Origin of the sequence: Fibrella arboris (genome assembly GCF_041321095.1) — a bacterium.
Taxonomy (GTDB): domain Bacteria; phylum Bacteroidota; class Bacteroidia; order Cytophagales; family Spirosomataceae; genus Fibrella; species Fibrella arboris.
Window position 1 is genome coordinate 386,838 of the sequence record NZ_JBGGWE010000003.1, and the last position, 19,360, is coordinate 406,197.

Sequence of the window (19,360 nt, forward strand, 5' to 3'; positions counted from 1 at the left end):
ATATGAGTAGCTTAGATAAACCGAGCGCGGCCCGACCCATCGGCATCTATTACGAACATCCCGACTGGTTCAAACCCCTCTTCGCCGAACTGGACCGTCGTGCCATTCCCTACGAACGCATCAACGCGGCGCATCATCTCTACGATCCTTCGGAAACCGAAAGTCCGTATGCGCTGGTCGTAAACCGGATGAGTTCGTCGGCTTACCTACGCGGTAACGGGCAGGGCATTTTCCATACGGCGGGTTTCCTCACGCACCTGGAGCGCATTGGCGTGCGGGTGATCAACGGCACGATCGCCACGAGCATTGAAACGAACAAAGCACGGCAATTATCGCTGCTGGCCTCATTGGGGTTGTCTTTCCCGAAAAGTCTCGTCGTCAATCACGTATCGCAGATTCCGAAGGCGGCAGCTCGATTGCGGTTTCCGCTGGTGGTGAAAGTGAATATCGGCGGTGCCGGGGCGGGCATTGTTCGCTTTGATACACCCGAGGGGTTACAGGCCGCCGTCGACGCTGATCAGATCGATCTGGGTATCGACCAGACGGCCCTGGTGCAGGAATTCGTGCAGCCACGGGGTGGCCATATCGTTCGGGTGGAAACGCTGAACGGCAAGTTCCTGTACGCCATGAAGGTGTTCACTACGGGTGAGAGCTTCAACCTCTGCCCTGCCGAGATCTGCGCCATCCCCGAGCAACCCAGCGCTGATTTCTGCCTGACCGACGCTCCCAAAAAGGGCATCCAGGTAGAAGCCTACACGCCGCCCGCCGAGATCATCGCCGACGTAGAACGTATTGCCAAAGCCGCAAAAATCGACGTTGGTGGCGTGGAATACCTGCTCGATGACCGGACGGGTGACGTCTTGTTCTACGACATCAACGCCCTCTCCAACTTCGTTGCCGACGCGGTAAACGTGGTCGGTTTCAACCCCTACGCCACCTTCGTCGATTATCTGGAAACGCAACTGGCGGCCTCAAAAACCTATAAGGTCTTAGAGATCTTATAGGTTTAGAATGTGATCGCAATACGTCCAATACTTCGATTAGGCATTCGTTGTCGCTTGCCTGTGGCGAGTGACTTCTACCTATAGGGCCTCTGGCCCGTTGGTTCACTGTCGAATTGCCAGCTAATAGTACCTGGTTTAAGGCCATGAACGGGCCAGAGGCCCTATAGGTAGGAGTCACTCGCCACAGGCAAGCGACAACGAGGCTACGCACTAACCGCGAAACGTCACGAATACACACGTACTCAACAATACGAACTCAACTGTTATGAAATTTGGATACTGGCTTCCTGTCTTCGGCGGGTGGCTTCGCAACGTCGACGACGAGCATATGCGGCCTGACTGGTCGTACGTAAAGAATCTGGCCCGCCGCTCGGAAGACTGGGGGTACGACTTAACGCTTATTGCGGAACTGAACCTCAACGATATCAAAGGCGAAGAAGCTCCTTCGCTCGACGCCTGGTCGACAGCGGCGGCGCTGGCGGCGGTTACCGAGCGTATTGAACTGATGGTGGCGGTCCGGCCTACGTTTCACTCCCCGGCCCTGCTGGCCAAACAGGCTGCCAACATCGACCACATCAGCGGTGGTCGGCTGACGCTCAACGTGGTATCGTCGTGGTGGCAGGATGAAGCCAAAAAATACGGCGTCCATTTCGAACAACATGATGATCGTTACGCCCGCACGGCCGAGTGGCTACACGTAGTTGACAACCTCTGGAAGCAGGATCATTTTTCGTTCGAGGGAAAATACTACCGGGTCGAGGATTCGATATTGCAACCCAAACCCCTGTCGCGGCCACGACCGTTCATCTACGCCGGTGGCGAGTCCGACGCAGCCAAAAACCTGATTGCCGCGCAATGCGATGGGTACGTGATGCATGGTGACGACCCCGAAGCCATCGGCCGACGGATCAACGACCTCCGCGAACGGCGCGAGCGCCTGCGGCCGGAGTTGCCACCCATGAAATTTGGCGTGGCGGCGTATTCCATCGTGCGAAACAGCGAGCAGGAGGTGAAACGTGAGCTTGAACGAATCATGAATGTGCAGGGCTCTGCGGCGGGGTACAAGAATTACCAGCAGTGGCTGGCCGGTACGCAGTTGGAGAAGAAACCCTCGCTGGAAGATTATTCGGTCTCGAACCGGGGCCTCCGTTCCGGCCTGACAGGCACGCCCGATCAGGTAGCCGGGCGCGTCGCCCAGTTTGAGGCCGTAGGCGTGGATTTTCTCCTGTTGCAATGCAGCCCGCAACTGGAAGAGATGGAGCGATTCTCCGAAGCTGTTATCCGGGTAATGGCGTAGGGATACCATTCAGCAACTCACGCAACACAGAATGGGCAGTGATGCCTGAACTGTGTTACGTGCTAGTTTTGAAACATTGAAAGCTGTTTGGCTTTAACACCGTGTTTTTTGTCATCCCGCCTATCGTCGGGATGACAAAAAACGTCAACTCCTTACCTATTGCCACTATGCAACCCATCCAAACGCTTTCCCCCAAACTTCCCCGCGTCGGCACCACGATCTTTACCGTTATGTCGAAACTGGCGGCCGATGTGGGGGCGTTGAACCTCTCGCAGGGATTTCCGAACTTCCCCGCCGACCCGGCCCTGCTTGACCTGGTGACGAAGGCATTGCGGGCGAACCACAACCAGTACGCGCCGATGGCCGGTGTGCCGGTGCTGCGCGACGCCATTGCGCAGAAAACCGCCGATGTCTACGGCATCAATTACAACCCGGATACAGAGATAACCATTACCTCCGGCGCGACCGAAGCGCTGTACGCGGCCATTACAGCAGTGGTGCAGCCCGGCGACGAGGTGATCGTTTTTGAGCCTGCCTACGACAGCTACGTACCAGCCATCGAACTCGCCGGCGGTATCCCCGTTTACAGCACACTCACCCCACCCAATTACACCATCGACTGGACGCAGGTAGCGGAGCAAATGACGGAACGTACCCGGCTCATCCTGGTCAACACGCCCCACAACCCTACTGGCCGCGTCTGGACAGGCGACGATCTGGACCAACTGGCCCACCTGATCCGCGACCGCGATATCTTCGTGATTGCCGATGAAGTCTACGAGCACATCACCTTCGACGGGCGGCCGCACGTGTCGCTCATGCAACATCCGGGATTGCAGGAGCGCACGTTTGTCGTTGGCTCTTTCGGGAAGACGTTTCATGTTACGGGCTGGAAAATCGGCTACTGCCTCGCCCCTGTTGACTTGACGGTCGAGTTTCGGAAGATCCACCAGTTCCTGACCTTCAGCGTGTCGACGCCGATGCAGTATGCGTTGGCCGAGTACCTGCAACAGCCTGAACGGTACCTGGAACTCCCGGCTTTCTACCAGCAAAAGCGCGATCTGTTCCTGCAAGCCATCGCCGGTTCCCGGTTCAGGTACGTTCCCACCGAAGGCACGTTCTTCCAGAATGTATCCTACGAAGCCATCACCGACGAACCGGACTACGACCTGGCCATGCGCCTGACGAAGGAAATCGGCGTAGCGTCCATTCCCGTCTCTGTTTTTTACAAGCAAAAAAACGACTACAAGGTCCTCCGCTTCTGCTTCGCCAAAGACGACGATACGCTACTCCGCGCCGGCGAACGACTGGTAAACTGGACGAACTTGTAGCTATCCCTCGAACGGGTGGCTTTGTTGTCGCTCGCTTGTAGCGCGTGACGATCACCTATAGGACCTCTGGCCCGTTGGTGGCTAATTAACCGGATGTCCGATTAAAACTAGTAAAGCTTACTGACCGGGCCAGAGGCCCTACTGATACAGGTCGCTCGCGACAAGCGAGCGACAACGAAAGAAGCAATACAAACTCCCCCCACACATCATGACACCGCGCATTCAGCCACTTCCCGAATCTGCCGCTTCCGATGCGTTGAAAGCGGCCTGGGCCAGGCACATCGATGACTATCCCGGCTCGCGGATTACCAACATGAAAGCCACACTCAGCCATTCACCGCTGGCGTTCGACGTGTATATGCAATGGTATCCGTTGTATCACGCGGTGATTGGAATCGTGGGCGAACGCTCGGCGTATCTCTTTGCGCACGCTATTTCGGAAGCGAGTAACTGCCCCCTCTGCACCACGTTTTTTCGTAAGATCATCATTCAGAACGGTGAGCGGCCCGAAGACCTGCACCTGACCGACGACGAGCAGCACCTGCTTGACTTCGGCGCCGCCATTGCCAAGAACCGGGGCGAAGTACCCAACGATATCTACGGCCCCATCCGGCAGCAATATTCTGATTCAGAAGTGGTTGCCCTTGTTGCGTTTGCCGGGCAGATGATCGCCACGAACCTGCTCAATAACGTGCTGCATGTCAACATCGACGCGTATCTCTACCCTTACTTGCCCTTAACCCAACCTCCCCATCATGGCTGACCTGTCTGAAAACCGGACCACTAAAAAAGTGGCTTTCATCACGGGTGCCGCCCACGGACAGGGCCGGGCCGTTGCGCTGGCGTTGGCTAAAGAAGGCATCAACATCGTTGCGTTCGACGTAGCCAAAAACCTGACGTACCCAGCTTACACCTTTGGCTCGGCCGATGAACTGACGCAGTTGAAGGCGGACGTGGAAGCCTTAGGCGCGGGTTGTCTGTCCGTGACGGGCGATGTGCGGAACGATGCCGACGTGACCCGAGCCGTTGAGCAGGCGATGGCCGGGTTTGGCCGCATTGATATTCTCTTCAACAACGCGGGCATCTGCGCCTACGGGCTGGCCCACGAGCTGACCGAAGAGGCCTGGGATGCCATGCTCGACATCAACCTGAAGGGTGCCTGGCTGGTCGCCAGGCGCGTCATTCCGGTGATGATCGAACAAAAAGTGGGCGTGATTATCAATAATTCGAGCATCGCTGGCCTACGCGGTATGAACCGTCTAAGCCATTACGCCGCCTCGAAATGGGGGCTCGTCGGCCTGACCAAATCGTGGGCTATCGAGTTGGCTCCCCACAACATACGGGTTAATTCCATTCATCCCACGGGCGTCAACACACCGATGAACGACGGCCTGGCGGCGCTGGAAGGCACCACCACGCAGGAGATTGCCGAACGGTCGGCGGGAAATTTATTACCGGTTCCCTGGGTTGAACCAGACGATGTGTCGGCGATGGTGCTGTATCTAGTCTCCGACGGGGCGCGCTACATCACCGGTTCCCAATTCGTACTCGACGCGGGTTTGCTGACTCGGTAAACGCTGCGTGTATTGCTTCGCGCTACGTGCCCTTCGACCCCAGAGTAAGTACCGCCGAAGGCACCAATGACTTTATTTTCTCAACGTATCTATGCGCATTAAATCGCTTGAACGACTGCGGCAGGAGGCCGCGGCCAGTGACTCATCGACCCTTAAACGATCACTGGGGGCGTTCAACTTAGTGGCCATTGGCATTGGCGTCATTATTGGCGCGGGGCTGTTTTCACTCACCGGCATTGCCGCCGCCAACCACGCCGGACCGGCCGTAACGCTTTCCTTCGTCGTGGCTGCCGTCGGTTGTGCGTTCAGTGCCCTGTGCTACGCTGAGTTTGCCGCGATGGTACCCATTTCGGGGAGTGCCTACACGTATGCCTACGCCACGCTGGGCGAACTCTTCGCCTGGATCATCGGCTGGGATCTGGTGCTCGAATACTCCGTCGGGGCGGCTACGGTGGCCATTAGCTGGTCGCAGTACCTGAACCGGTTTCTAGGCAATTACGGCCTGCACGTCCCCCCACAGCTCATGCTGTCGCCCTTTGAAACGGCGACCGGCGCCGACGGGTCAGTCGTAACGGGCTTCATGAACGTACCTGCGGTGTTGATCGTCGTGCTCATCACCAGCATCATCATTCGCGGCACGTCGGGTTCGGCCCTGTTCAACGCCATTGTCGTGACGCTCAAAGTGCTGGTTGTCCTCGTCTTCATCGCCCTTGGCTGGCAGTACATCGACCCGGCCAACTACCAGCCCTACATTCCGGCCAACACCGGTACATTCGGCGAATACGGCTGGAGCGGGGTCTTGCGGGGCGCGGGCGTCGTTTTCTTCGTGTTTATCGGCTTCGACATTGTGGCCACGATGGCGCAGGAAGCCAAAAATCCGCAGCGCGACATGCCTATTGGCATCATCGGCTCGCTGGTGGTCTGCACCATCCTATTCGTCCTGTTTGGCTACGTCATGACCGGCATGGCCAACTACAGCGAGTTCAAAAACAGTGCGGCTCCGGTGGCCATTGCCATCGAAAAAACGCCCTACCGCTGGCTGGGACAACTCATCATTGGTGCCATTCTGATCGGCTATACCTCCGTGATTCTGGTCGATATGCTGGGGCAATCGCGGCCGGGCCGCCGGTGCGGTGTTTTTCTCGATGAGTCGCGATGGACTGCTGCCTAAGGCGTTCTCGGAGGTACACCCCCGTTTCCGTACGCCCTGGAAAGCCAACGTACTGCTGTGCGTGTTCATCGGTCTGTTCGCCGGTTTTGTCCCCATTCGCGTAGTGGGCGAAATGACGAGCATCGGTACGTTGCTGGCCTTCGTGATGGTCTGCATCGGCATCCTGATCCTGCGCAAAAGACAGCCCGATGCCCCCCGCGCTTTCCGTACGCCCTGGGTGCCCGTGGTGCCGGTTCTGGGTATTCTGACCTGCCTCGTGATGATGGTCTCCTTACCCGGCGACACCTGGCTACGGCTCGTGGTCTGGCTGGCGATTGGCCTGGTGATCTATTTTGCGTACGGCAAAAAACGCAGTAAACTGCATCTTTCCTCCGAAAGCCATGATCTGGATCACCCGCGAACGTCCGAAGATTGACCGCATCGCCTGCCCCTGGCTCATCCGCCGCTTCATCGACCCCGACGCCCAGATCGTGTTTGTACCCGCCGACGAGGTCTTGACGCGAGCTGAAGCGTTGGGCGCTACCCCCTTCGACGTACCGGGTGTGGCGTATTCGCATTATGGTACCGACTGCACCTTCGATTACTTCCTGAAAAAACACGACCTGCGCGATCCGGCCCTGCACACGATGGCGCCCATTGTGCGCGGAGCCGACACCGACAATCACGCCCTGGCCGAGCAGGCCGCCGGGCTCTGGGCCATTTCGGCCGGGCTGGCCTACAACCTGCAAAACGACGAGGCATTACTGGCTCAGGGGATGGTGCTCTACGATGCGCTGTATAGCTGGGCCACGTACCTGCAACACGAAAAACACACGCAGAACCCGGCTGAAAACCGCCTTGCTCAGGTGATGGCAACGTACCTGACGTTGCAGAAGAAAGCCCGAAAACGAACGCCCGGCTGGATCCGCGAGCTGGAAACCCTGATTCAGGAACACGTCGATACCAACCGGATCGGCGGTCCGGCGGGCATTAGTCTCAAAGCCATTTCGGAAGCGGTGCAGCTAAACCCAACGTACCTGTCGCGGGAGTTCGCCACCCACTTCGATAACCTGACCTTCGGCGAGTATATCCGAAAACTGCGCATCGACAAAGCCATTCAACTCCTCGATCAGCCCGACCATTCGCTGCTCGACATTGCCTACCTGACGGGCTTCTCCGACCAGAGCCATTTCACCCGCGTCTTCAAAAAATTCGTGGGCAAAAGCCCGTCGGCCTACCGGAAAGAAGGGCAAAAAAGTAAAGAATCGGCCAAAGGTTAATTCTGTTCTATGCCAATGTAGTGGGAGTTCGTAGCCTTGCAGCCGGGTATGGTACGGGTACGCCGCAACCAGCCCGTTCAACGCTATGTTAACCATGCTCCACGCCTACGCCACCCTTTGCCGGGCTGTGTTTTTCCGGCCCATCTGGCTGCCAGCCACCAGCCTACTGTTAACCCTGGCTACGTTGGCAACGTACGCCCAGCAAACACCCGCCCCGCACGAGTATCCGCGCATGGTGCTGTATCAGGGTATTCTCCACCCGATCGTGACGTTCAGTCAGGATGCGCCGGTGGTTAATTTCAAAAGCTTTTACCAGGTCGGTTTCCCGGTCGGCGTCAATATCTGGAAGACGGCCACCATTGGCTATTCGCTGGAAGTCGTCCCGCTGATCCGGGCCGAAGCGGGTGTCAGCCGGGTCAACAACGTGCTGTTTCATCCGGGCGTGCTGGTGGGGTTGGGCAACGGCTTCACCCTCGCCAATCGGCTGGCGTTTGAAACGGCAGGTCGTTACGGTGTCACGCCGGTGTTGAACAAAACCTTCCGCAGACCCGGCCCCGTGAATTATTTCCTGGCCGTGCCCATTCCGGTACGCTTCGGCAATGACCGCCCTGCCAGTATTACGCTCGGTTTCCAGTTCGGTCTTGCTTTCTGAGCTACACCTATATCAGCGCCTAGGCTACATTATCTTCGGGGTTTCGGCCTTCACCGTACCTGTTCTTAAAACAGAACTGAGCTGGCTTGTTGCTGGTGCGGAGGTACGCTGCCGACTGATTAAGTTGCCCCGACTTTTGGGCGTTAAGGCGTCCTATATGCACTCTATTCACTTGCGCAGTGGCCCTATTGGGCGTTTTGTTGGCAATGATGCCTTATCTTGGCCGTAGATAAGCCGGACGTCGGACTCCCGGTGCAACACATCACAACAAGCTTAGTAGTACCCTATATTTTATGACCAAGAAGCGCATTCTCTTCTTTCTTTGCGCCGGACTCGTCCAGTCGGTTTCAGCGCAGACGATTACGATTCCTACCGACGCGCAACAGGCCGCCAAAAGCGTTCGGCCCGAAGCCATTGAAGCACATATGCGGTATCTGGCCGACGACAAGTTACAGGGTCGCAAACCGGGCACACCGGGTTTTGAACTGGCAGCGCAGTACGTGGAAAAACAGTTTACGGCCCTGGGCTTCAAACCCGCCGGTCAGCAGGGCGGCTTCCGGCAGGCCGTGCCGCTTCGGAAAGCGCAGGTACGTGACGAGGGCAGCTCAATGACGCTGGTTCAGGATGGCAGGGAACGGCAGCTCGTCTACGGAAAGAATTTCTTTTTGAGCCCGAACTACAACGCGGCCATCAGCGAGGTGTCGGCACCGGTCGTATTCGTTGGCTTCGGCGTATCGGCTCCTGAACTGGGTTACGATGATTACGCCGGTGTTGACGTGCGGGGCAAAATCGTGGCCTGTTTCAATGGTGCCCCGTCGAACTTCCCCTCCAACCAGCGGGCTTATTCCAACTCGGCCAAGCAGGAGGTAGCCGCTACTCGTGGGGCAGTGGGCATCATCACGTTCAGCCTGCCTACCGACGTCAGCGCCCGTATTGAATCGAATGCGCCACGCAACCGACAGGCTACCTACCGCTGGACCGACGCCAAAGGGCAGGCACAACGTACCTACCCGCAGTTGAAAGTCATCGCCTCGCTGGGTGACGAAACGGCCCGGTCACTATTTGCCAAGGCGGATAAATCCTTTGAAGAGGCCCGACTGACGGCCAACAAGAACCAACCGCAGTCGTTCGCGCTCAACCTCTCGGCGCAGGCACGTACCCAGACCGATATCACCGACGGGCTGGTGGGCGAAAACATCATTGGGCTGCTGCCCGGCACCGACCCCAAGCTGAAAGACGAGTACGTGGTCTACGTGTCGCACCTCGACCACCTCGGTATCACGAGGCCTATCAAGGGCGATTCGATCAATAACGGCGCACACGACAACGCGTCGGGTGTGGCGATCAACCTCGAAGCGGCCCGACTCTTCTCGACGCTCCCCAGGAAGCCCCGCCGGTCGATCCTGTTCGTCGCGCTGACGGGCGAAGAGATGGGGCTGCTGGGCTCCGATTATTTCGCCAGCAACCCAACCGTTCCGAAAGACAGGATCATTGCGAACCTCTGCCTCGACATGCCCTTCTTCTTCCACCCGTTGCTCGACATCGTGCCCTATGGTTCCGAGCATTCGAGCATGAAAGGAGCGGTCGAGGCGGCTGCGAAGTTCGTGGGCGTTGAGATTGCCCAGGACCCCATTCCCGAACAGTCAGTGTTTATGCGGTCTGACCATTTCAGCTTTGTCCGGCAGGGTATTCCGGCCATTTATATCAAAAGCGGCAGCACCACCGGCGACGATCGCAACGGCACCAAACTCAACCTCGACTGGCGGGCCACTATTTACCACACCCCGCAAGACGACATGAACCAGCCGTTCGATTGGAACGCGGCGGCCCGGCATGTACAGCTTCAGTTTCTGATCGGCTACCTCACGGCCCAGGCCACAGAGCGCCCCGTCTGGAACAAAGGTGACTTTTTCGGTACCAAGTTCGGTACGAAAGCGGCCGTCAAGTGAGTCGGTCACCAAGCGACACGCGGGCCTTAGTACGCGGCATCAATCGGTTTGATTTTATTGCGCTGATCATTAACATTACGATTGGCGCGGGCATTCTGGGCTTACCCGCCAGGCTCTATACGCTGGTTGGCACCTGGAGCCTGCTGGCCTATGGCGTAAGCGCGGCCGTGGTCACGTTGATCATTCTTTGTTTTGCGGAGGTCAGCAGCCGGTTCAGTGGCACGGGCGGGCCCTACCTGTATACCCGCGTGGCGTTCGGCCCGTTGGTTGGTTTCGAGGTCGGCTGGCTGTTCTGGCTGTCACGGGTGGCGGCGTTCGCGTCGATCTGCAACCTGTTTGTCAGCTACGCCGCTGTTTTCCGGCCACAACTGGCTGAAGGCCGGGAACGGGCCGGACTGATAACGGTACTGGTTGTGGCGCTGGCGCTGCTGAACTACATCGGTGTGCAACGATCGGCGCGGGTCAACACGGTGTTTACCCTTAGTAAACTGCTGGCGATTGGCGCGTTCGCGGGCGTTGGTCTATTCTTCGTCGACAAGGCAGCGTTTACGTTTCCGAAATTCCCCGCCTACACACCTTTCTCACAGGCGGTTTTGCTGCTGATCTTCACCTTTTCGGGTTTCGATGTAGCGGCCATTCCATCGGGCGAAGTGCAGCATCCGCAACGAACGGTACCGCTATCACTGCTGGTTGCCATCGGCACCGTAGCGGTGCTGTTTCTGGCCGTGCAGGTTGTGTGTATCGGTACGTTACCCGATCTGGCCCATTCTGACCGGCCGCTGGCCGATGCTGCCGGGCACTTTATCGGGCCGGGTGGTGCGTTATGCATCACAATCGTTGCGTTGCTTACGGCGCTGGGTACGTTGCATGCGCTCATGCTGACCGGGCCACGCCTGCTCTTTGCGATGGCCGAACAGGAGCAACTACCGGGTTGGCTGGCAAGAACGCATCCCCGTTTCCGAACGCCTCATATCGCTATTCTAATCACCGCTGCCCTACAACTTATTCTGGCCGTTACCGGTACGTTCCTCTATGCGCTAACGCTCAGCACCCTGATCAGGCTAGCCTACTTTGCCCTCACCTGTGCGGCGCTGCCTGTTTTGCGACAACGTACCCAGGCCCCGGCTGCCCAATTCCGGGTAGCTGGCGGATGGCTTGTTTCCGCGCTGGCCGTGTTGCTCTGCCTGTGGTTACTCAGCAACGGATCGGGCCGCGAAGCCCGCGACGTAGCCATTGCCGGGGCGGCCGGACTACTGATTTATTGGCGCATGAGAAAATGATTGGTTGCTAGTAGTGCCGAAGCTCCAGCTTCGGTAGTGATCGCTTTATTTTAACTACCGAAGCTGGAGCTTCGGCGCTACTAGCAACCAATCATTTTCTCATGCTTCATCAGCCCCTTACACCAGTGCCTGCCCGAACAACTCAGCGCGTTTGCGAGGTGGCCTGGTTTTCTGATCTCTGCGGCGAAGACACCGAATTTATTAGCGTTCGTGACCCGGAACGAAGCACATTCGCGCATTGTCGGAACATCGCCCTGACCGCTGAAAAACTGGGCTTCAACAATCTGTTGCTGCCTACATCATATATGGTTGGGCAGGAAGTGATTCCGTTTGCGGGGGGCGTGGCGCCTGACCTGCACACGATCAATCTGCTGACGGCCATTCGGTGCGGTGAAATGCACCCACCCATGCTGGCCCGCACGCTGGCCTCGCTTGACCAGATGCTACAGGGGCGGCTGACGATCAACATCATCAATTCCGATTTACCCGGTTATCGCGAAGAGGCCGATTTCCGGTACCAGCGCTGCGCCGAAACCATTCAGATTCTGAAACAGGCCTGGACGCAGGACCGTATCGAACACGACGGGCCTGTGTACGGAAAAATCAGTTTGGCCACCGACCCCGTAAAGCCATTCCAGCAAAACGGCGGGCCGCTGCTCTATTTCGGTGGAACATCCGATGGCGCGCGGGATGTCTGTGCGCGATACTGCGATGTCTTTCTGATGTGGCCCGAAACCGAAGAACTCCTTTACGCTAACATGCAGGATGTGTCTGAACGGGCAGCACGTTACGGACGAACGGTTGATTTTGGGCTGCGCATTCACCTGATCGTTCGCGAGACGGAGCAAGAGGCCCGGGCCTGGTCGCGGCACATCATGTCGAAGTTTGACCCGGCACGGGGGGCAGCCCTGAAAAACGCGTCGCAGAGCTCGTGGTCGCTGGGTGTCCGTCGGCAGAATGAACTTCGGGAAGCGGCTGATCCCGAGGGTTTCGTCGAGCCGTTGTTGTGGACGGACATTGGCAAAGCCCGTTCCGGCGCTGGTGGTGCGTTGGTGGGTAGCGCCGATCAGATCGTCGAAAAAATTAACCGCTACATGGACATGGGTATCCGGGCCTTTATCTTCTCGGGCTACCCGTTACTTGACGAGGCTGGGTACGTTGCCCGGCTGGTGTTGCCCCGTTTGCCTACCATGACGCTCTCCCGCTTACCAAGGGAACAGGGCGTGAATGGCGCCACTTAGTGCTAGTTACCTACACCCTCTTTCACCCGTTCCGTACTGTCGGGGGCTTCGGGCGACAGCTGGTCACTGAGGATCAGGGCCGTCACCACAGCCGCTAGTATAAAAAGCATCGTCAGCGTACCGAGCCTGGTGAACAGCCCTACCAATACCAGCACGCCAGCCGCTCCCACACGGCCAATCACCCCCCGGCGGAAGCTTACATGCGCAGGCCCCGAGTTCAAGGTGGTCAGGCTGATGACTGCTTCGGCGGCCAGGTACGTCACCACCGTGCCGACGAGCAGCCAGCGCTGTTCAACCGTCAACGCTGCCTCATTCACCGCTTTGATCGCGTGGGTTAATCCAACGCCACTCAGGGTCAGGGCAACCGTGAGGGGCAGGTGCGTATAAAGCCATATCGTATACTGCCGAACAGACGACTGCGCTGCTTTTTTAGTTTTATGCCCATGCTCGGCCAGCTTCCGAACGGCATCATCGTCCAGCCGGTCGAAATAAGCCCACCAGAGCCCGATGATCACGACCCCGCCCAATACGGTCGACGTAATGGCCGCGGGCGTGAACGGACTGTTCATCAGGCCCATGCTCAAACCAGACACAGCCTGGCCCAGCACAAGCAGGGTGAAGAGCCCGTAGCGTTCGGGCAGGTGACGCACATCGGGTGGAAACTGCACGTGTAGTTTGCCCCCTGACGTGAGCGGCGTAGTCAATTCGATGAGCAGGGCTACCGCCCACAGGCCATACCGGTAGGGAGGTTTAACGCCAAGCGAACCGACCCAGATCAGCACCGAGATCGCAAAGCCGATCAGAATAACCCGGGTGTAGGGGCGCGCCTGCGGAATATAATACCACGCCCGCCCGTAGTCGATGAGCAGTATCAGCCGTACGCTGGCATAGGCCAGCGCATAAACGACCGATAGCTCCGTGGTTGCCTTGTGAATGGAAGCCGCCAAAATAATCAATCCGATAAGCTGGGCACTTCCCAGAAATCGGTGCACACTGTCGTTCGTGTTATCGAACCGGGTAGCATAGTGCGCCTGCCCATTCCAAAGCCACCACACGGGCACGTAGAGCAGCAGAAAATCGAGCAGATCCTCCAGGGAGAAAGCCTTGTTGAGCCGCATAGCCAGTTGCATCACAATCGTGGTGTAGGCCAGATCATTCAGCAATTCAGCCCATGTTGTTCGTCGTTCGCCCCTTTTTTCGGCGGTTCGTAGTTGCGGCACATTCCGCTTTTCTTCTGTTTGCTCGGCCATCTATTCCCGGTCTATGGCTCGTTAACACGATTGGTCGCCGGGCGGCTGATAAACTGAGCGTTGCGGCCAGCCTCTTTGTGGAACATCACCAATAGCGAAGGCGCGTGAGCTACGGCTGCAACGCATAGGCCACATACTGATCGCCAGATTTCGACTGGAGTTTTCCGCCACCGCAAGCCAGCACAATGAACTGTTTACCAGTCACTGAATAGGTGGCGGGAGTAGCGTAGGCAGCGGCAGGCAGCGCTGTTTGCCAGAGGATGGCACCCGTTTTTTTGTTGATAGCCCTCAACTGCGCGTCTTTGCTGGCGGCAATAAACAACAGGCCACTCCCCGTCACCAGCGGGCCACCGTAGTTGTCGGTGCCGGTTGGCGGTATGCCCTTTGCCGTTAATTCCGGGTACTCGCCCAGGGGCACCTGCCAGTGCTGTTGACCCGTGTTCAGATCAATGGCGGTGAGTGTGCCCCAGGGTGGGGCGCTCACCGGGTACCCGTTGCTGTCGTACCAGCGATTATACCCGGTATGCTGATACGGTACTGCCTGTTTGGCGGTCTGTAGGGTCGGGCGGGCGGTCGCCTTGTTCAGCAGGAAATCGACGATGGCTTTCCGGTTGGCTTCCGGCAGATGCGAAAAGGAGGGCATCATCCCACGCCCTTTCAGGATGACCTGCTGAATAGTAGCTGCCGGAAGGCGCTTGTCAACATCCAGCAGCGATGGATACGACCCATCCTGATTGCCCCGTCGGTCGGCCCCGTGGCAGGCTGCACAATTGGCGGCATAGAGCTGCTCGCGGCTTGCCGATTGGGTGGCGGGTTGCCTGCGCAGCACCAGCGTTGAATAACAGGGATTCTGCTTGGCCGGTATGTAGATAATCCCGTCGGGGTCAGTGGCCGCACCACCCCATTGTGCCCCGCCATCGGTACCCGGAAAGAAGATGGTCGTTTCCGACGTAAGCGGTATGTAGGGACTACCCGTTCGGACTTTACGCAACATGGCCACTATTTCGGATCGGTTAGCCGCCCATGGATTGATGTCTTTTTCGGTCAATGTCTGCCGGGTAAAGGGGGCCGGTTTCAGGGGAATCGGTTGGGTGGGACTAGCCTGCTCGCCTTCTACCCCATCGCCCGGAAAGGCTTTTTCGACAATTGGAAACAGGGGTTTACCCGTAACCCGGTCAAAGACAAATACATGACCCTGCTTCGTTACCTGCGCCACCGCGTCGATGCGTTTGCCACCCTGCCAGACAGTTAACAGGTTAGGGGGCGCGGGTGGGTCCCGATCCCAGATGTCGTGATGGACAAACTGGAAATGCCAGCGTCGTTTGCCCGTTGCCGCATCCAGCGCGATCAGGCAGTTGGCGAACAGGTTATCGCCTTTTCGATTGCCCCCGTAAAAGTCGTAGGCGGCCGAACCCGTAGGTACGTAGACAATGCCCCGCGCCCGATCAATGGCCATGCCCGCCCAGGCATTGGCGCCGCCTACCCGTTGCCGGGGGTGTGCCGGTGCCCAGGTTGAGTAGCCCGCCTCACCCGCTTCAGGAATGGTATGAAAGGTCCAGACAACCCGTCCTGTATGCACATCATACGCCCGCACATCGCCCAGGAGGGCCGTTTCCCCTTCGGATACCCGGGCGCCCACAATGATGAGCTTCTTATAGACAGTGCCGGGGGTGTTGGCCCGAACGTACTTATCGGCGCCGGGTCGTTCGATGCCCACTTTCAGATCGACGCGCCCGCCCTGCCCAAACGAGCGAATAAGGTTGCCTGTTTTTGCTTCGAGTGCATACAGTCCATTGCCTGCGCCAAAGAAGATACGGCTATCGGCACCATCGGTCCAATAGGTAACACCCCGGCTGGTGGTCCCGTCGGTATCGGGGATGTCGGTTTTCCAGATTTCCCGACCAGTGGCCGCCTCAATGGCAAACGCCTGCGTATTGGCCGATACGCCATACATGACCCCGTTGATAATGATCGGATTGCACTGTATCTGCGTGCGATTACCAACCGTATCGGCCCCGCCCGAGGCGTAACGCCACGCCACCGTTAGCCGGTGGATGTTGGCTGGGGTGATCTGTGCCAGCCCTGAATAGTGACTTCGGGCGCCGTCGCCGTTGTACTCAGGCCAGTTCTGGTCTGGTTCAGGTACGTTGCCGGTCAGTCCAACCAACCCCAGCCAGGCCAGTGAGCCAACTACTACCCCCCATCCGGCGTTCAGCTTGATCATAACAATAAACTGGCTGATTAGAAACGTACCTCAACGGGTCAGTTGCTGCTTATCCTTCAGTAACGCCTGCCTTAGCACCTCGTAGGGCAGCCGTTGCGGCGACACCTTCCTGTTGATGGACAGCACCGCTGCCGTAGCCGCCGATTGGCCCAGGATCATGAAAACAGGCTCCATTCGGATCGACCCGTAGGCAATATGCGAACTCGACACGCAGACGGGCACCAGCAGGTTATCACATTCCGTTTCTTTGGGCAGAATAGACCCGTAGGCGATGGAATAGGGCCTGTCGGGATGTACGCCGATATCGCCTTCATTCTGTACGTAGCCATCGGCTGTCACAAAGCGCTGCGCGTTGTGGGCATCCAGCGCATACGAGCCCATCCCGATAGAATTGGGTACGTTCGTCTGCCCAAGTGCATCGGCTTCGTTCATGACAAAGACACCCCGCATCCGTCGGGCTTCGCGGATGTAGAGCTGATGCGGCCAATGGCCATTGTCGGTGAACTCATCTTTCGCCAGGCCCCACTGCTGCATTGCCCCCCGAACGTCGGCAGGCACGCGGGCGTCGTTTTGCAGGAAGTACATCAACCCTTTCTGGTACAGCTCGTGGTCCCGAATGATCTGTTGCCGGCGGTCATAGGTGGCTTCGGGATAGTCGTAGTTTTTGCCGATGTAATCGGTGCTGAACGGGCCGTGGTTGTTGGTATCGGTTTTCCGGTTCGGAATGGGGTCGAACTTGTCAAACGTTTCCCGCCAGCCCGATGCAAAGACCCGCGCCAACAGCTCGTACCGGGTCGAGTCGTAGCCCGGTGGTTTGGCGAAGGGCACGCGGTTATCGGGGTGGTTACTCAGGCACAGCCGGAAGCAGTACGCCTGGATCTTCTGATCGCCGGTGCCATTCCGGACCGGTTTCTCAGGCGATACCTCCGGCAGTAGTCCACTGGTCGGATCACCCGCTGCCTTGTAGGGACTGATAGGGGTTTTAAAGTGGTGACCGTGCTGAAAAACACCCACCTGCACACCGTTATGGGTTTCGCCATACAGGCTGTTGGCTTCGCGCCCCACATGGTAGCTTACGCCAGCCGCGGCCATCAGATCGCCCTCGTAGGTGGCATCGACAAACATCTTTCCCACATACACCTGACCGTTCAGCGTGCGAAACGACTGGATCGCGGCTCCTTTCTTCGTAACGCCAGTAGCCGATCGATCGAGCCATTGATCCCGATAGACGGTTAGTTTGTGGGTACGTACCAGCGCCTCGAATACCTGTTCGGCCGCGTGCGGCTCAACGATCCACATGGTCCGGCTGGTGCCATCAACGGCGGGCGTTCCCTGCCCCTTGTTGCCATAGTCGGACCGTTTTTGCCACCTCCACGACGAATCCTGCTGGTAGTGCTGATACAACTGCCGGTAGAATTCGCGGGCCAGGCCACCGATCACTTCTTTGTTGCCCGTATCGGTGAATCCGAGTCCGCCCGACGAGAGGCCGCCGAGGTGTTTATCGGGGGAAACAACCAGGACCGATTTACCCATTTTCGTTACCTGCACGGCCGCGATGATAGCCGCCGAAGTGCCCCCGTAGATGATCACGTCGGCCCGGCGTACCTGCCCGCGGTGCTGAGGCGTAGCTGCCGTTGGCAGCGCAAGGCTGAGACTAACCAGGAGCACGGTAGTGGCCAGCGAACGCCAGCGGTCTAAGGTCTTCATACGGGGCTTATCAAACGGACCTACACCACCATGTTCCAGCCTTTGGCGTATTCCCGCTTCCAGAGTTGCATCGCCGCTTTGTTGTCTTTGATGTGGCCGTTGGCCGGGTCGCAGTGCAGGGTGCTGCCCGTGCGCTGGGCAATGTTGGCCAGATGGCATAGCAGCACACTTTTATGCCCTTCCTCGATGGGTGCGGTCAGCCTGGTATTCTCCCGGATCGACTCCACAAAGTTGGCAAAGTGGGTCATTTCCAGATCACCGGTTGCACTCACCGTATTGTTCGGGTCGAGCCTGGTGCCCGGTTTGATCTCCTTAACGAGCTTGTTCTTATCGTCGAAAATCTGGTAATCGCCGCCCCCTTTATTCACCAGCGTTCCTTTATCGCCATAGATGATGAATCCCCGCCCGCTGCCCTCGATCGGAAACGAGTTACAGCTACGTCCCTCCCACGAAATAGCCTTGCCGCCGTCAAACTCGAACGAAGCCACCTGCGTATCGGGCGTTTGCCAGTCGTCTTTATAGGCATACCGTCCCCCCGACGACGTTACTTTCGTCGGAAAATCGACGCCCATGAACCAGCGGCAGCAGTCTATTTCATGATTGCCGTTATTGCAGGCCTCGCCTGTTCCCCAGTTCCAGAACCAGTGCCAGTTGTAATGTACCAGGTTATCGCGGTAGGCTTCACGCGGGGCGGGCCCCTGCCACAGGTCGAAGTTCAGCGTGGCGGGCACCGGCACCTGCTTACCAACGCCGATGGGTTTGCGGGCGTTGGTGTACCAGGCGCGGGCAAAGTAAGGGTTGCCGATCACACCGCCCCGCACGTCCCGCACGGCTTCGATCAGCGTGGGAAATGACCGCCGCTGGCTACCCACCTGAATCAGCTTTCCGTACTTGGTACGCGCCTCGATCAGCAGTTCGCTTTCATATGGATTGTGGCTACACGGTTTTTCGACGTACACGTGTTTCCCATTCGCCACGCCCATCAGTGCAGCGGGGGCGTGCCAATGGTCGGGCGCCGCAATCAACAGGGCGTCAAAGTCTTTCTTGGCCACCAGCTCACGAATGTCTTTGACAATAGCCGGCTGGCGACTGGCGTCTTTCACGGCCTCCAGTCCGTTTTTGATCGCACCATCTTCCACATCGCAGAGGTAAGCCACCTCCACGTTTGGTAATTTCGAGAACGACCGGGCGTGGTAGGCGCCCCGGCTGTTGACCCCCATTACGGCCACCACGACCTTGTTGCTGGGCGCGTTTTTGCCATAAACAGGAAAGGTCAGAATGGTGGTACTGGCCGTAGCCACAGTAGCTTTCTTGATAAAATTCCGACGGTCCATTGTGTGTCTGTGAAACAGGTGATCAAGGGATTGAGGTACTTGACTGGCGCTGCGGAGCAATCGATTACCTCAATCCCTTGATCACTC

General features: G+C 57.9%; 14 protein-coding genes and 1 pseudogene. 11 read left to right on the forward strand and 4 right to left on the reverse strand.

What is annotated here, in order from left to right; all coding sequences use genetic code 11:
• The first annotated feature begins 2 nt into the window (after window positions 1–2).
• From ACAW75_RS06675 to ACAW75_RS06725, 11 genes and pseudogenes are all read left to right on the forward strand, one after another.
• Window positions 3–1,004, forward strand: a complete 1,002-nt coding sequence (locus ACAW75_RS06675) for an ATP-grasp domain-containing protein (RefSeq protein WP_370727909.1) — start codon at window positions 3–5, stop codon at window positions 1,002–1,004.
• A gap of 265 nt (window positions 1,005–1,269) precedes the next feature.
• Window positions 1,270–2,301, forward strand: a complete 1,032-nt coding sequence (locus tag ACAW75_RS06680) for an LLM class flavin-dependent oxidoreductase (protein WP_370727910.1) — start codon at window positions 1,270–1,272, stop codon at window positions 2,299–2,301.
• 167 nt (window positions 2,302–2,468) lie between these two features.
• Window positions 2,469–3,632: a methionine aminotransferase gene (locus ACAW75_RS06685; RefSeq protein WP_370727911.1), complete on the forward strand. Its 1,164-nt coding sequence runs from the start codon at window positions 2,469–2,471 to the stop codon at window positions 3,630–3,632.
• A gap of 208 nt (window positions 3,633–3,840) precedes the next feature.
• Window positions 3,841–4,395 (forward strand): carboxymuconolactone decarboxylase family protein, encoded by a 555-nt coding sequence (locus ACAW75_RS06690; protein ID WP_370727912.1) that lies wholly within the window; start codon window positions 3,841–3,843, stop codon window positions 4,393–4,395.
• A complete protein-coding gene (locus tag ACAW75_RS06695; RefSeq protein ID WP_370727913.1) occupies window positions 4,388–5,206 on the forward strand; it encodes a mycofactocin-coupled SDR family oxidoreductase in 819 nt (272 codons plus the stop codon). Before ACAW75_RS06690 ends, ACAW75_RS06695 begins: the two co-directional genes overlap by 8 nt.
• 91 nt (window positions 5,207–5,297) lie before the next feature.
• Window positions 5,298–6,792 (forward strand): annotated as a pseudogene (locus ACAW75_RS06700) (amino acid permease).
• Window positions 6,758–7,636 (forward strand): chromate resistance protein ChrB domain-containing protein, encoded by an 879-nt coding sequence (locus ACAW75_RS06705; RefSeq protein ID WP_370727914.1) that lies wholly within the window; start codon window positions 6,758–6,760, stop codon window positions 7,634–7,636. Before ACAW75_RS06700 ends, ACAW75_RS06705 begins: the two are co-directional and overlap by 35 nt.
• Window positions 7,637–7,721: 85 nt before the next feature.
• A complete protein-coding gene (locus ACAW75_RS06710) occupies window positions 7,722–8,288 on the forward strand; it encodes a hypothetical protein (protein ID WP_370727915.1) in 567 nt (188 codons plus the stop codon).
• Window positions 8,289–8,581: 293 nt separating this feature from the next.
• The gene (locus ACAW75_RS06715; RefSeq protein WP_370727916.1) at window positions 8,582–10,237 is read left to right on the forward strand and encodes a M28 family metallopeptidase; all 1,656 of its coding nucleotides are present in this window, start codon (window positions 8,582–8,584) and stop codon (window positions 10,235–10,237) included.
• Entirely contained in the window at window positions 10,234–11,517 is a 1,284-nt protein-coding gene (locus ACAW75_RS06720; RefSeq protein WP_370727917.1) for an APC family permease, read from the forward strand. The genes ACAW75_RS06715 and ACAW75_RS06720 overlap by 4 nt, the downstream gene beginning before the upstream one ends.
• 101 nt (window positions 11,518–11,618) lie before the next feature.
• On the forward strand, window positions 11,619–12,758 hold the full coding sequence (locus ACAW75_RS06725) for an LLM class flavin-dependent oxidoreductase (protein WP_370727918.1): 1,140 nt from the start codon (window positions 11,619–11,621) through the stop codon (window positions 12,756–12,758).
• Window positions 12,759–12,760: 2 nt separating this feature from the next.
• Here the strand turns inward: ACAW75_RS06725 and ACAW75_RS06730 are convergent, their stop codons facing one another.
• The 4 genes from ACAW75_RS06730 to ACAW75_RS06745 form a co-directional block, all read right to left on the reverse strand.
• A complete protein-coding gene (locus ACAW75_RS06730; RefSeq protein ID WP_370727919.1) occupies window positions 12,761–14,008 on the reverse strand; it encodes a low temperature requirement protein A in 1,248 nt (415 codons plus the stop codon).
• Window positions 14,009–14,117: 109 nt separating this feature from the next.
• Window positions 14,118–16,232 (reverse strand): outer membrane protein assembly factor BamB family protein, encoded by a 2,115-nt coding sequence (locus ACAW75_RS06735; protein WP_370727920.1) that lies wholly within the window; start codon window positions 16,230–16,232, stop codon window positions 14,118–14,120.
• Between the two features lie 30 nt (window positions 16,233–16,262).
• Entirely contained in the window at window positions 16,263–17,939 is a 1,677-nt protein-coding gene (locus tag ACAW75_RS06740) for an FAD-dependent oxidoreductase (protein ID WP_370727921.1), read from the reverse strand.
• Window positions 17,940–17,959: 20 nt separating this feature from the next.
• Window positions 17,960–19,273 carry a Gfo/Idh/MocA family protein gene (locus tag ACAW75_RS06745; protein WP_370727922.1) on the reverse strand — a complete coding sequence of 438 codons (1,314 nt, stop codon included), beginning with the start codon at window positions 19,271–19,273 and terminating at the stop codon, window positions 17,960–17,962.
• Between the last annotated feature and the right edge of the window lie 87 nt (window positions 19,274–19,360).

Coding starts and splice junctions, on each gene's coding strand:
- ACAW75_RS06725 (WP_370727918.1), top strand. CDS start 11,619: ATGCTTCATCAGCCCCTTACACCAGTGCCTGCCCGAACAACTCAGCGC.
- ACAW75_RS06735 (WP_370727920.1), bottom strand. CDS start 16,232: ATGATCAAGCTGAACGCCGGATGGGGGGTAGTAGTTGGCTCACTGGCC.
- ACAW75_RS06710 (WP_370727915.1), top strand. CDS start 7,722: ATGTTAACCATGCTCCACGCCTACGCCACCCTTTGCCGGGCTGTGTTT.
- ACAW75_RS06705 (WP_370727914.1), top strand. CDS start 6,758: ATGATCTGGATCACCCGCGAACGTCCGAAGATTGACCGCATCGCCTGC.
- ACAW75_RS06730 (WP_370727919.1), bottom strand. CDS start 14,008: ATGGCCGAGCAAACAGAAGAAAAGCGGAATGTGCCGCAACTACGAACC.
- ACAW75_RS06690 (WP_370727912.1), top strand. CDS start 3,841: ATGACACCGCGCATTCAGCCACTTCCCGAATCTGCCGCTTCCGATGCG.
- ACAW75_RS06685 (WP_370727911.1), top strand. CDS start 2,469: ATGCAACCCATCCAAACGCTTTCCCCCAAACTTCCCCGCGTCGGCACC.
- ACAW75_RS06745 (WP_370727922.1), bottom strand. CDS start 19,273: ATGGACCGTCGGAATTTTATCAAGAAAGCTACTGTGGCTACGGCCAGT.
- ACAW75_RS06695 (WP_370727913.1), top strand. CDS start 4,388: ATGGCTGACCTGTCTGAAAACCGGACCACTAAAAAAGTGGCTTTCATC.
- ACAW75_RS06715 (WP_370727916.1), top strand. CDS start 8,582: ATGACCAAGAAGCGCATTCTCTTCTTTCTTTGCGCCGGACTCGTCCAG.
- ACAW75_RS06675 (WP_370727909.1), top strand. CDS start 3: ATGAGTAGCTTAGATAAACCGAGCGCGGCCCGACCCATCGGCATCTAT.
- ACAW75_RS06680 (WP_370727910.1), top strand. CDS start 1,270: ATGAAATTTGGATACTGGCTTCCTGTCTTCGGCGGGTGGCTTCGCAAC.
- ACAW75_RS06740 (WP_370727921.1), bottom strand. CDS start 17,939: ATGAAGACCTTAGACCGCTGGCGTTCGCTGGCCACTACCGTGCTCCTG.